General features: G+C 37.1%; 10 protein-coding genes and 4 pseudogenes. 5 read left to right on the top strand and 9 right to left on the bottom strand.

Features of this window, described 5'->3' with window-relative positions; all coding sequences use genetic code 11:
- Positions 1–504: 504 nt before the first annotated feature.
- The gene (locus EKM61_RS09775; RefSeq protein WP_068226382.1) at positions 505–870 is read right to left on the bottom strand and encodes a hypothetical protein; all 366 of its coding nucleotides are present in this window, start codon (positions 868–870) and stop codon (positions 505–507) included.
- Between the two features lie 12 nt (positions 871–882).
- Positions 883–1,470 (bottom strand): site-specific integrase, encoded by a 588-nt coding sequence (locus EKM61_RS09770; protein ID WP_068377526.1) that lies wholly within the window; start codon positions 1,468–1,470, stop codon positions 883–885.
- A 76-nt stretch (positions 1,471–1,546) separates the two neighbouring features.
- Here EKM61_RS09770 and EKM61_RS09765 point away from each other — a divergent pair, with 76 nt between their 5' ends.
- The 3 genes and pseudogenes from EKM61_RS09765 to EKM61_RS09755 all read left to right on the top strand — a co-directional run bounded on the left by EKM61_RS09765 (position 1,547) and on the right by EKM61_RS09755 (position 3,536).
- Entirely contained in the window at positions 1,547–1,825 is a 279-nt protein-coding gene (locus EKM61_RS09765; RefSeq protein ID WP_060678116.1) for a type II toxin-antitoxin system Phd/YefM family antitoxin, read from the top strand.
- The gene (locus EKM61_RS09760; RefSeq protein ID WP_068377528.1) at positions 1,825–2,181 is read left to right on the top strand and encodes a type II toxin-antitoxin system YafQ family toxin; all 357 of its coding nucleotides are present in this window, start codon (positions 1,825–1,827) and stop codon (positions 2,179–2,181) included. The genes EKM61_RS09765 and EKM61_RS09760 overlap by 1 nt, the downstream gene beginning before the upstream one ends.
- Before the next feature lie 142 nt (positions 2,182–2,323).
- Positions 2,324–3,536, top strand: a pseudogene (locus EKM61_RS09755) (MFS transporter).
- Positions 3,537–3,610: 74 nt separating this feature from the next.
- Here the strand turns inward: EKM61_RS09755 and EKM61_RS09750 are convergent.
- Positions 3,611–5,857: a heavy metal translocating P-type ATPase gene (locus tag EKM61_RS09750; protein ID WP_068377530.1), complete on the bottom strand. Its 2,247-nt coding sequence runs from the start codon at positions 5,855–5,857 to the stop codon at positions 3,611–3,613.
- Positions 5,858–6,107: 250 nt separating this feature from the next.
- Positions 6,108–6,539: a CopY/TcrY family copper transport repressor gene (locus EKM61_RS09745; protein WP_014386889.1), complete on the bottom strand. Its 432-nt coding sequence runs from the start codon at positions 6,537–6,539 to the stop codon at positions 6,108–6,110.
- Positions 6,540–6,819: 280 nt separating this feature from the next.
- Here EKM61_RS09745 and EKM61_RS12160 point away from each other — a divergent pair.
- Together EKM61_RS12160 and EKM61_RS09740 are read left to right on the top strand one after the other, a co-directional pair.
- Positions 6,820–6,957: pseudogene (locus EKM61_RS12160) on the top strand (IS5/IS1182 family transposase); the annotation flags it as partial.
- Positions 6,949–7,120, top strand: a pseudogene (locus EKM61_RS09740) (type II toxin-antitoxin system YafQ family toxin); the annotation flags it as partial. The pseudogenes EKM61_RS12160 and EKM61_RS09740, both read left to right, overlap by 9 nt.
- Positions 7,121–7,264: 144 nt before the next feature.
- Here EKM61_RS09740 and EKM61_RS09735 read toward each other — a convergent pair.
- The 5 genes and pseudogenes from EKM61_RS09735 to EKM61_RS09710 form a co-directional block, all read right to left on the bottom strand.
- On the bottom strand, positions 7,265–8,191 hold the full coding sequence (locus EKM61_RS09735) for an abortive infection family protein (protein WP_068377534.1): 927 nt from the start codon (positions 8,189–8,191) through the stop codon (positions 7,265–7,267).
- Positions 8,192–8,211: 20 nt separating this feature from the next.
- Positions 8,212–10,821 (bottom strand): DEAD/DEAH box helicase family protein, encoded by a 2,610-nt coding sequence (locus EKM61_RS09730; protein ID WP_068377517.1) that lies wholly within the window; start codon positions 10,819–10,821, stop codon positions 8,212–8,214.
- On the bottom strand, positions 10,814–12,706 hold the full coding sequence (locus EKM61_RS09725) for a site-specific DNA-methyltransferase (RefSeq protein ID WP_068377520.1): 1,893 nt from the start codon (positions 12,704–12,706) through the stop codon (positions 10,814–10,816). Before EKM61_RS09725 ends, EKM61_RS09730 begins: the two co-directional genes overlap by 8 nt.
- A 22-nt stretch (positions 12,707–12,728) precedes the next feature.
- Entirely contained in the window at positions 12,729–13,289 is a 561-nt protein-coding gene (locus EKM61_RS09720) for a DUF536 domain-containing protein (RefSeq protein WP_068377523.1), read from the bottom strand.
- 290 nt (positions 13,290–13,579) lie between these two features.
- Positions 13,580–13,835 (bottom strand): annotated as a pseudogene (locus tag EKM61_RS09710) (replication initiation protein); the annotation flags it as partial.

Here is a 13,835-nt window from a genome sequence, read left to right as displayed (position 1 = left end):
TTCATTGACAGAAGCTTCAAACAATTCTTGAATATCAACTTGCCAAGGATCAGCAAGCATTTCATCAATGGGTTTTAGTACTTTTTTTTCGTCCATCTTAATTACTCCTAACATTAAAATAATGACTTCAGTTTAGATACGCAGCTCTTACAGTTAGTTATTCAAATTTTGTTGTTAAGTTTATAAAGAATCTCTGTAAAAGACAATTAAAAAATTCGAATTGAAAATAGCGGAATCTGTAATAGTTTTTAAGTATTTAAAGCATAGCAAATTTAGTTGATTTGGACGCATATATTGAATTAAAAATGTATTCAATTCAATAACGGGAAACCTGATTTAATAGCTATCAGCAGACCGAGTGAAACAAGGTCAATACGCACTTACACCCTTGACACTTGTCAAGGGTAGATTTAATACCCATTTCGATGGGTATTATTTGTATTAGAAGGCTAGCGCCAACTATAAAAAACCTATAGTAAACCCTCAAAAACCTAGAGCTGAATATCAAGATTGATCAATCACATTGCGAAGGATCCAATGACTATAAGCAAGACGAGCACTGGGAGTTATCACCCAGGGGTGATTAATTTCAAAAATTTGAATTTCAGTTGCTAAGTAAAGTGGCGTCTTACCATGATTAAAAGCAAAAACGGGTTGCGGAAAATCAGGCTTACTAGCAACTTGATGAACACTTTGACGAGAGTTCATCTGCCAACGAATTTTTAAATCTTCACGCGACAATAATTTTGGCAGGTGTGTTTTTTCAATTTGAGCTTGTTGTTGCAACTTTTGTGTAAACTCTTGTTTAGTCTTGTTTTGATGCCAATCATCAAACAGATCATACTTGTTTGATTTAAAATCTAAATCCATAAAGCCAGCCTCCTAACCAAAATCAATTTTATCCAGCATCGTTTCAGTACTAGCCTGGTCTAAGCCTAAATAAGCTAAAGTCATTGCTTCACTGGAATGATTTAGCAAATTCATGACTAAGCCAATATTATAATTTGATTGCGTGTAAACGCGATAAGCCCCGGTTTTACGCATCGTATGGGTCCCTAGATAATTAATTCCTAACAGATCGCCAACCTTGCTCATGATTTTGTAGAACTGTTTTTCCGTAATATGGCGTTCTGGGTGTTGAATGGAAGGAAAGAGCCATTCAGAATTCAGCTGATGATCAATTAGCCATTGACGGTACAATAAGAGCTCTGTTTGAACAGGTTTAAGGTACAAGGTATTCGGTTTACCAGTTTTTCGGTCGTGAATAAACGCATTTTGTTTAATAGAACCGTCCGGATTAAAAATATCGGTTTGTTTTAAGCGCATGACATCACTCACTCGCAGTAGCGTAGCTTTGCCAACTTGAAAAACTGTATAGTTACGCCGGCCAGCTTTAAAGTTGTTGAGTAAGGTATCTTGCACCTCTTTGAGAACGTTTGAATCTTTGATGGGTAAGACAACTTGTTGCATAGTTTTAGCTCCTTAAAAAATTGATTTTTAGTACAAATTAAAGTACAATATTAAGTACAATGAAAGGGTGGTAAATATGACATTAGCATTAACACAGAGCGATTTTCGCGCTAACCTAAAAAAATATTTAGATCAAGTTAATGACGAAGACGAAACCGTTTATATTGCTCGTTCAAATAGTCGCGCAGTAGCCATCGTTTCACAAGAAAAAATGGACTGGTTAGAAAGAGCATTAAAAGCTAAAGAAGGTTCGTTAGAATATGCAATTGCACGTGATCAGTTAATTAAACGCCATGTCTTACCTGACGATGAAATTGTTGAACCAGATGATGATTATTGGGGTCAGTTTAAATAATGAAAAAACTAAGATTTAAACCACGTGCAACCTTTAATGCTGATCTAAAACGGTTAGCCAGTTTAGACAAATCTATTATTGATGAAGTTCGAGCAGCCATTGACCTGTTGCTTGAGCAACAACAATTACCACCAGAATTTGAGGATCATGAACTTAATCGGCGAATGAGCAGGTATAATGAATTTCACTTACGAGATACCCCGAAAAACAAAATACCAAGCGAAACTAACGATGTCCTGGTGGTTTATACGATTGATAAAGATGAACTAGTCTTAATTGGCATTCGAGTCGGATCGCATGATCGTTTATTTCCTGGTCAAAATCGTTCCAAAAGGTATCGAAAAAATGACGAATAAAAGAAGTCATTTGTACCATATAAAAACAAATAGCCCCCAACATCTACATTATAGATATTAGGGGTTATTCTTTCAATGCTTTTTAGGGGCAATTTTATAATTAGTGCTGGTAAAGGATGCAGTGCCATTGCCAGCGCCGCTTATAGAAGTGGTGAAAAATTATTTGATAATCAAGAAGGCAGCCACTATTTGGTATTTGACCAAGAAAACCGGTTCAGCAACGGTATTGAGCATTGCTACTATTTTAGGAATGCTGCCAATGGTGATTCTTAGTCCGTTTGTTGGTCCTATGGTTGATCGGTGGAACAAAAAAGGCCTCCTAATTTTCCCGGACGTTTTTGCTGCCTGTTTCGCTATTATTCTTTCCGTATCCGGAACGGTCTTTCATGTATTTCCACTTTGGCTCATTTTTATTTCATTACTGATGCGGTCTTGTGCGCAAACCTTCCAGATGCCAACGATTCAATCGGTAATGCCCACAATGGTGCCAGACAAAGAAATTACCCGTATGAACGGCTAACTGGGAATGGTGCAATCCGCGAATATGATTATTGCCCCAGCACTGGGCGCGTTTTTATTTGCGTTTATCCCCATCGAGTACTTGATTCTGTTAGACGTACTTGGGGCCATCATTGGGATTTGTATTTTAACGTGGGTTCAAATTCCTAACAATGAAAAAATTGATCAGCCAATGCATGTGCTCCACAACACCCGCTTGGGGATCAAACAACTTACGAACAACAAGGGCTTGTGGTACATTACGTTGATCGGCGCCGTCTTCACACTAACCTACATGCCTGCTGCCAGCATGTATCCACTCATGACCATGAAATACTTTCAGGGAACCGTTAGTCAGGCTGGCTTAATTGAAGCCATTTATTCAACTAGCATGCTAATCGGCGGCACTATCATTGGCCTCTTTGGTAAGTGGCAGGACCGGATGACGCCCGTAATCATCGCGTTTTTCCTGGTTGGCATTCCAATCGGTATTAGCGGCATTTTGCCAGGTAACCAAACCGGATTTTTATGGTTCGCAGCTTTAAACATCATTGAAGGAATTGCGACCCCCATTTTTTACAACGCTTTTAATGGCAATGATTCAACAAAGTTATCCAGCAGAAGAGTTAGGGCAGATTCTAGGCGTTTTGAATTCTTTGTTGAATCTAGCTGGACCAATTGGCTTAATTTTTGCCGGTCCCCTAGCTGATGTGATTGGCATTGAACGCCTATTTGTGATTGCAGGAATCGGTGCTGCCATTTGCGGGGTGGTCGCGGTGTTAATGCCAATTACCAGGCAATATGACATTAGGCTGCATCAAAAATTGGCGAAATTAACTGAGCAACCAGATAAGTAATTAACATGATGATCATAAAGAGGAGAAAGACCAGACTACCAGCTGATCTTTCTCCTCTTTTTGTCATCACTTAATTACACGTTTTTAATCTTTTCACCAGTCAATCCCATCGCATTAATTGCCACGATAATTGTCGACATCGCCATGACCGCAGCACCAACGGCTGGGTCTAGAATGATTCCAATAAATGACAACACACCGGCAGCGAGTGGAATTGCGACAATATTGTAGCCTGCTCCCCACCAGAGATTTTGAACCATTTTCCGATTTGTGATTTTAGCCAAATCAAGAAAATGTAAAATATCGCTGGGTTCTGATTTAACCAACACAACATCAGCGGAATCAATGGCAACATCGGTTCCGGCGCCAATTGCAATTCCAATATCGGCCGCGGCAAGACTTGGTGCGTCATTTACGCCGTCACCAACCATGATGACGTGATTGCCCTTTGCTTGATAATCAGCAATAATCTTTTGTTTATCATCTGGTAATAGGCCTGCATGGAATTCAGTCAATCCTAGTAAGTTAGCAACGTGTTCCGCGGCTTTTGGATTATCGCCAGTGAGCATTACGGGGGTAATTTCTCGCCTCTGAAGACCACTAATTAATTCCTTAGCACCCGCTTTGATGGTGTCGCCTTCAGCAACCATTCCTTGAACTTGGGTGCCCTGCAATAGGAAGCTGACGGAATTACCCTTAGCAGCCCATTTATCAGCAGCGGCCTCGTCAAACCTGATCCCTTGCTTCGTTAAATAGTTACCATTAACAATCGTATAGTCAGTGCCATCAACATTACCGGAAATACCAACGCCCGGAATATTTTGAGACTTTTCAGCCGCAACGACTTCAATGTCCTTCGCTTGGGCTTCAGTAATGATTGCTTGGGCCAGCGGATGAGTCGAATTATTTTCAAGGGCGGCCAGTCGGCTTAATAACGTTGTTTCGTCAATCCCATCATTTGGAATCAATGCATTCACCGTAAATTTACCTTCTGTTAACGTGCCAGTTTTATCCAAGAGAACGTGGCTAACATGTTGACTTGCTTCAATGGCTTGGCGATTTCGAACTAATAGCCCATTTTGAGCGCCAATCGTAGTAGAACGAGAAACCACTAATGGAATCGCTAATCCTAATGCATGCGGGCAAGCAATCACGAAGACGGTCACCATGATCGTCATTGCAGTCGCCAATCCCTGGGGTAACCAGGCAAAGAAAGCAATAATCCCAACACCAAATGCCGCGTAAAATAGATACTTGGCAACTAAATCAGCTTTATCTTCTGCTTTAGATTTAGCTTGCTGGGCATTTTGAACCATTTTCATTACTTGAGAAAGATAGCCGGAGTCACCAGTACCACTAATTTTAACCGTTAGCGTCCCGTTATTGTTAGTTGCACCACCAATGACCTTATCGCCAACGTTCTTGGTAACGGCAGCAGATTCACCGGTTACCAGTGCTTCATTCACGGTCGACTCCCCAGCCGTAATAACACCATCGGCTGGAATACTCTCACCTGAACGCACTTGGAAAACTTGACCAACTTTTAAATCAGATACTGGAACTTCTTTTGTTTCACCATTATCTGTAACTAGATGGGCCGTCTTAGGCAACAGGGCCGCCATCTTTTGTAAGGCAGCCCCAGCCCCCATCAATGCATTCATTTCAATCCAGTGTCCTAGAAGCATAATTAAAATCAGGGTTGCAAGTTCGAACGAAAAATCCATTACATGATTTGCCGGGTTCAAGAAGTTGTTGGCAATAAATGCGTACAAACTGTAGAAATACGAAACGGAAATTCCAAGGGTTACTAGCGTCATCATTTCAGGAGATTTATTCTGAATTTCCGCTTTAGCCCCCTTTAAAAATGGCATTCCGCCATAAAAGTAAAGTGCTGTATCAAACAAAACGATGATAATGCCAACAATTAGCGGTGAACTGAAACTAAGGATGGAAACGTTTAAACCCATGATTGGTGCTAACAGTAAAACTGGAATCGCTAAGACAACGGAGACCCAAAATTTAACTTTCAAATTCCCCATATGCATCATTGAGCCACCGTGCATCATCATGTCGGTCCCAGCCATATCCATATCACCGTGATTCATCCCACTCATATTCATAGTTTCGTGATCCATGTTCATTTGACCATGATCCATTTCGGCCATATCGTGGTCCATGTTCATTTGATTATGATCCGTTTCGGTCATATCGTGATCCATTTTCATGTCATCATGATCCATATGACTCATATTTGATTCATTATTTTCCATATTCTTAGCACTCATGTTTTTCATGTTCATATGGTCCTCTTTATTTGCCATGATTATCGACCCCCTAAAAATAAGTGTGCGTAGCAAAGCGGTTAGAAGCCGGAATATAAGTTCCTTGTGTGGAAATCCCCGGGCTCGGGATTTTTCCACCAGGTTCTTATATTTAGGCTTCTGCTTTGCGGAGCACCATGCCACTATATGAATGAGAATTACGACAAAAATTCATAAGTTTCCGCCATCAGAAATCCCAGATTCTGGATTTTTGTGCAGCAATCCTAAAAGTAAACAGAACACCACAGTCTTAACACGTTTGATCACCTGGCAAGCAGTTACACTGAACTTCCTCGGGCGCTGTTTTGGCCTTTTCAGCTAGAATCGCCTGTAAGTTCGCAATATCCGCCCGTGAGAGTTCCCTTGACTGAATAACGCCGGCAATTGTTGAACCAGCCCGCATCGCACACATATGGTCAAACAAATCATCTGCCGCTGCCGCCATTGATTCCTTCTCGCCAACAACCGGCTTATACGTGAATGGTCGACTGCCGCCATGCTGCGCAACCGCCTGTTTTTGAATCAACCTGTGAAGTAGCGTTTTGGTTGTTGAAGCTGACCAGCCTTCTAATTCGTTCATAGCATCGATTAGTTCACGACTAGTCGCATGTCCCATTGTCCAAATTGCTCTCATAACCATCCATTCAGAATCGGTGATGGTTACATTCTTTGCATCCTCCAATTGGCTTCCTCCATTAATTGAATTCTAAGTTTACGTTTGTAGCCTCTTAACACTTATTAGTTTACAACTGTAGTCACAATAATGCAACCTTTCTGCCAGGAAATACCATGACATTAAAAAAACGCCTAGATAATATTCCAGGCGTGGTTTGATACGATATGTTAAATTAATGATCTGGGAATTTTTGGTTTTCTTGTTAGTATGGTGAAATGCCTCTTAGAACCTGTCTAGTATCTGCTGAATCTGGTAGAATTGTGGAAAACCGACTGAGGAGTTTGTCATGCCAGATTATCCAAGCAATATTTCTCGAGCGCAATTTGCATTAATACAACCTGATTTAGAAAACTTCCGCAAGCATACAAGACCGCGTCGTTATGATCTTTATGACGTATTCAATGCCATCCTTTATCACTTACGAAGATACCCCGAAAAACAAAACACCAAGCGAAACTAACGATGTCCTGGTGGTTTATACGATTGATAAAGATGAACTAGTCTTAATTGGCATTCGAGTCGGATCGCATGATCGTTTATTTCCTGGTCAAAATCGTTCCAAAAGGTATCGAAAAAATGACGAATAAGAGAAGTTATTTATACCATATAAAAACAAATAGCCCCCAACATCTACATTATAGATATTGGGGGCTATTTTAACAATGATTTTGAGGGTCTATTTGGAACTTATAGACCCTAAACACTGAATCAAAAAACTTTAAATTTCATTATTAGGATGTTTTCGTAATATTAACACTATTTTTTCCTTTTCTTCCATCCACTCTTAGATAGTATACAGAAATATTAACGGCAGAATTTAAAATTAGTTCAGCTTCAGCTTCATTGATTTTCACCCTATTAGAGCTACCATGGGAATCACTATTAATATTTCGCATGGTAGTTATAGAATCAACGATTTTATTAAGACCACTAATTAGAGAAGAAACATTTTTATCCCACCTATTGTCAGGTTTCATGCCCAATGTTTTATTAACTAGAGATCTATAATGACTAATATCTCCATTTTCTTTAAAATCGATCTGATGCTTACGTAATATTGCTATGAATACTGTTTCAATTACTGTTCTAGATTTAGTTACTACGCTGTCTAAATCATTATTTAATAAATCTTCTTTAGCATTGTTGAGAATTTTTTTGACATAACCAATATTCACGATTTCGGCAGGGTCAACAAGTACTTTGGGGGTTTCTTTAGAATCAATAATGGCTATTTTCTCATTGAGAACAATTAATTTTTTGTCGGACACTGATAGTTCTAAGTTGATCCTATTAATTAAATCTGTTCTCAATATATTAGCAATCGCTTTATTGTTTTGTTCTGATTCTTCTACTATTTCTTCTACTTTTGTGTATTTCGGTTTAGCACTGATATTTTCATCAATCACTTTTCTAACAGCAGAAGTAATGTCCATTTTAAACAGATAGTAGTAAAAGAAATCACTAGTTTTCCCATTTTCGTGTAACGAAAAAAGTATTGATTGTAAAATTTGCCAGCGACTACCTTCCTCGTAACTTACTCCAAATTTTATTCCTATATCTTGAATTTTAGATCCAGTCATATAGGGGAATATGTCTCCTTGTATAAGTAAATCTATAATAGCTCTTTGACTTAAAATTGAATAACTTTCATCTTCCAATATACAATCACCTCACAATTCTACGGTAAATTTTCTATTTCTTGCTCAACATTTCTGCCATCGTTGTAAGTAAAGAATTTAACACCATAAAGCTTAACTTGATCATTCTCACCAACAAGTTCAATATTTTCAGGACGAATACTTTCTAAGAGTTCTTGTTTCCACTGATCCTGATCAAGCAATTGGGGTCCCTTAGGCTCAATATAAATTTGATAACAAAAATCTTTATTCTGTAAATAGAGGATAAAATCAGGCATGAACCCGGCATAATGAGTTGTCTGACCTTTAAATTGATGTAGCTTGAAATTAGTATTGCGTTCATCATTTCTAAATAAATAAATTTGACTATATTTTTGACTTAATCGGTCAACAAAAGCGCCGATTAAGTCAACTAAAGACTTCTCCAGCTTATCAACAATGGCTTCTTCAAAAACAAACCAAGGTTTATTTTTCATTGAGTAGGGTAAGATCATTTCACTAACTGATTTATTAAAATGTTTGGCAACTTTCTTTTGGTAGTCCCTAATTAAGGATTTTATAGGAACTGGAATAAAGCGCTTAGTACCGCGTTGTCTTTGATAGTTATTGATAATCTGTTTTTGAACAAAAGTTAAATATTGTTCAACTGCTTTAAGTTGCTGCTTACGATTTAAGGCTGGTGAACCATTGCTGACACGAGCATACAAACGAATATTTCCCAACCAATTATCAGCTGTCATAAATTCATTTAAAGAATTCAAAGTAGGAATATATTGCTTCAGAGAGTTAAACCGATAGAACTTATTACGTGAGAAGGCTTTTTTAACTAAGATTACGGCATCTCGAAACTTAAACAAAAATCTAGTTTCTGTTAAAGGATCTTTCTCAATAGCAACAGCATTATAATTTGTTTCCCAAGTGCTCTCTACCAAATTGACTTCAGCCATTGTGGTGGTATTAACCCCATAACGGTCAAGACAATTAAATTCTTTATCTGGTACAGGTTCAACTTCGTTGTAGTAAAGATTACCTTGTTGATAAACTTTAGAGTTTTTAAAGGCCCGTTTAACATTAGTTTCAAAAACATCAAAATCACTATCATCTTCAACGGGTAGGTCCATCTTATCAAGTGACTTCTTAAGGTTATCTAGGTACTTAGGATCATTGATAGTGTGGTAATAAAGACTCTCTAATAACTGATATTTAGGATTCTGGTTGTCAAAACGACGTGTATAAGAGTTTTCGCCTTGATAAACAAAAGGATTGTAGCGTGCTCCTCGACCAATCAACTGAGCTTCACTGTTTGTTTGGTTCAAGGTAGTGGATTGTTCACCAATCCGCACAATATCATAAAGGTTTAAAACGTCCCAGCCCTCACTTAACTTAACGACGGCAAAAATAACCCGAAAGGGATTGTCAGAACTTTCCAAGGTATTTAGATTATGCAAGTCATTTAAATCGCCTAAAATTCCTTCTTTGGCACTATCGTTAACATTAATAGTATTCATAGCCTGAAAGTCACGTTTTAATTCAACAATTGCAGTACCCAAATCTTGCGATAACCAGTAATCATAAGCTTGTTTCAATGCTTGACTATGGCTAGTGTTTTGTTGATGTTTAAGAAAATCGGTTAGGTCCGTTATATTCAACTGTGAGATCATGCTTAAAAAAGTTGTTCGAGCATCTTTAGAAACCGCAATTTTATTAGACTTAAACAAGATTACCGGTTTAAAGTCAGGTATTTTTAATTCATTGGCAATTCGCTTACGATACTGGCTAAGCAAAACAGCATTCAGCATTTTGTTCTCATCGTCGTTATTTGCTTGTAATCGATATACCCGTTTAGAATATCCTTGGTGAATAAAACGGCTTAAATCGTATCTATAAACAATCTTTTGACGATATTTTTGATAAATCGCTTCATTTTGTAAATCTAGAGTTGCAGTAAACTCGAATTGACGATTATGTTTATTAGCTTGACGAATACGATCCAGGACATATTCCCAGGAACGTTCTTTTTGGTCCTCTTTACTTTTAGTACCAGCAGAAAAATGATGCGCTTCATCAGCTAGAATAATCAACTTCTGTTTCTCTAAATCGCCATAAGTTAAGCCATTTTCCCGTGGTGTATTTAACTCATTAGCTAAAGTTTGGATAGTTGCTAATCTTAAATAGATCACACCATCTTCTGGTGTACTAGGAAACCGAGTTACTGAGCGAAGCTCGATTCTTTGACCATGGATAGTCAAAGGTTGGGAAAAAAGATATTTAGGTGAAGCAGTATTTAATAAATTGTCATAAGTCTTAGCCACCACAGCATTTGTATTTACCACAAAAAGAAAGTTATGATAAGTAAATTCAGTATACAAATACAAGATCAGGGCAGCTAAAACGTCTGTTTTACCACTACCAGTGGCCATATTAAAAAGTAATTGATTATATTGGTAATCAGCTAATGGCTGTCGCTGTGTCCAGTCTAGATTAACTAAAGCTTGATTTTGGTAAGGTCGTAATTGGTGCTTTAAATTACCTTTAATATATTCTGGAATAATAAAGGGCTTTTCATTACTAAGAAGATCAATCTTACGTTTGTTTTCCAATAAATCGACCAGTGGGAGCTCAATTTTGCGCATAACTTTTTTTTTAGCCATTAGTTTGGTCCCTCTTTCCATAGAAGCTTTGATTAAATTGATAATCCTTATCGGAAATCAGGTCACGAACATCGGCATCATCGATATTATTGAAGTTGTAGTAAAGTTGATTCTTATCCAATAATTTAACTAATAACTGCTTTTGTTCTTCAAAAGGTAAAGCTTTACGTTCTGCATCATTTTCATATTTATCAAGATCCACTCGAAAGTCGAAATCTGCTCCCGCTTTCATGCGTTTATATACAGCATCTAATTCATTTATATCTTTAGCTGCTAGCAGATCCTTTAGGTAACCTTGATTCTTTTCCATCAACTCTGCATAAACAAAAGAGCCACCACCATGCCAGTCAGCATCTTTAGAAATTCCACCTTGTTCACCATTAATTACTTTCTTAAGGCGCGGAACGGAGACAGTATTGACATAATCCATTTGTTCAATTCCGATGAAGCGACGATGCATTTTCATCGAAACAGCTTGTGTAGTAGCTGACCCCATAAAGAAATCTAGTACTAAATCACCTTTTTTAGTTCCAATTTGAATAATTTTTTGAAGAAGTTTTTCTGGCTTAGGCGTTCCAAAAACATTAGTGCCAAACATAGCTTTAATTTCTCCGTTTGCTTCTCGTGTTGATCCAGCATCTGTAGTTAGCCAAACAGATTCAACAACACGGCCTTTTTGATCAGCTAAATAAATTTTTCGAATCACTCGTTTATAATCGTCACTGAATTTAATCTTTCCAGTTTTAAGTTCAGACTCAAAAGTCTCCTTACTGAATCTCCATCCATTTTTTGGATACTTAATAACATTACCTTCAGGAGTAGTTATGTCATATTGAAGATTTGGACGCCATAACGAATTACGAACATCTGAAGGACGCCAAGGTCCCTTAGGATCATTATCAGGATTTCGATAATTTTTATTATTCTCCTTTGTCCTTGGTAATAAATTAATTTTAAACATTGACGTTTTTCGATAAACTAAAATAATATTGTGATGTAATGATATTTCATTTCCATAGCCTTTACTCTGTTTATTGTTGACCCAAACAATATCTGACACAAAGTTTTCTCTTCCAAATATTTCATCTAATAAGACTTTGGCGTAATATATTTCAGAATTATCTAATATTACCCATAAGCTTCCATCACTAGACAACAATTTTTTTGCTAATTGAATTCTATTCTTAAAAAAAGTTAACCAGGAAGAATGGTTGAACTTATCATTATATTGGAAATCATGTCCTGTGTTATAAGGAGGATCTAAAAAAATGAGTTTAACTTTTCCAGCAACCGGTTCTTTTATACTTTCTAATGCAATTAGGTTGTTTCCTTTAATAATTAAATTATCTCGATTACTAATATTGTTCGTTGCATGTTCACCGTCTTTGTCATAACGCTTTGCATTAACTAATACTTTAGACTCCAACAACTCATCAATTTCAGGCTTAGCAATAGTTTCATTAAAAAAAGGCTCATCAACAGATTCATCTTTATCTAGATCTTCTTTGGTCATACCAGCTTTTAAAATAGTATCTTTAAATGGAAAATCCAGAACAACATCAGCAGATTCATCAATAAATTTTCCATTAGCTGTTAAACCAATTTTATTTGTAAATTTGGTATAACTATCTTCCCAAAATTCTTTATATTCAAACATCTCAATAAATTGATTAAGTTTAAATACTTCGGCGTCAGCAATTTTTTCTACATAATTTTTATGTATTAAAGGATCTTTAAATAGCTTTGTCATCAGCTCATGATCGAATTTATCCAGATCATTAATTACATTATTCCGTTTTAGAGAACCCTTACTAGTTAAATACTTGTTTCCAAACTTTCCTAAAATACTTTTGACTTGAGACATTATCTTAGGCTCTATTTTCATGCTTAATCCACCTTTTTAATTTTTACCAGAAATGCCACCAACTATTATTGGCTTTATTTTTATGTATTCTTTTTTTCTTTTCATCGACAATATGACTTTGATCTTGCTTGTCGTTTTCAGCATTGTCATGAATGGCATTAATACTATTCGACAAGGTATCGTCCTTGTCGTTTGATTGTTGCTGTTGAGTTGCACTAGAAGGTTCAAGCAATCCACTCAATTTCCGAATGTGCTCTTTTAATCGATGGTTTTCTGTTACCGTTGCTATCTGTAATTTTTGTTGCTGGTCTAAGGCTTGTTGTAAATTTGCAATTTGTTGATCTTTAACATCAAGTTGTTTCAGCAAGATGTGATCAATCTTGTCATTCTTGTCGTTTTTATCTTGCTGATTTGGTTGTCGGTCTTGCCGTTTTTGCTTGCCAAAGTTAGCAAGCATTTTAACGCCTTGATTGTCTATTTCTAGATGGTTTTTGACTTTATAAGTGTGTTTGCTTCGAAAGCCATTAATACTATTAATGCGTTGATTAATAGCTTGTTTTGATAATTTCAATTCTTCTGAAAGTTGTCGAATAGTCTTGCCCAATAGTTTCACCACCTAATTAATCCGCCTTAAATTATAAGTTAAAAACGACAATAACACCAATCGACAAGCAAAGCTTAAACTTGGTTGTCGATTGGTGTTATTGTCGTTTTTTAAACTAGGTATCAATCTTCAAGCTAAACTATAATTGACTTGGTTCTGGTTGTTGCCACCAATGAATGTTGCTTTAACAGCAAATATCCCGAATTAACAACAACTCAAGTTTGCATCTAGTTTTTTCCCTAATGGCTTGTTTTGATACACCAAACTCATCAGCAAGTTCTCTAATTGTTTTAGGCATTATTTCCAAACCCCTTTCGGAGTTCAGCAAGTGCTTCTTGTCTTGCTTGATCTCTTATTTTTTTATCGTGCTCGGCCTGTTTATCAGCCAACGCTTGTTTCTCAGTAGAGCCTAAAGTTAACCCCTTAACCTTGTCAATGGCGCGCCATTTTTCCTGTTCTGTTAATTCACCATTATGCTGAATGTTAAAGAGTTTTTGACGTTCATCTTGAAATTGACCTTGTGAGAAGTCGTTAGCGTCTTTCTTT

Origin of the sequence: Loigolactobacillus backii, from assembly GCF_003946275.1 — a bacterium.
GTDB classification, from domain to species: domain Bacteria; phylum Bacillota; class Bacilli; order Lactobacillales; family Lactobacillaceae; genus Loigolactobacillus; species Loigolactobacillus backii.
Note: the sequence above shows the minus strand (reverse complement) of the source record. Positions and strands in the feature narration are given on the sequence as shown.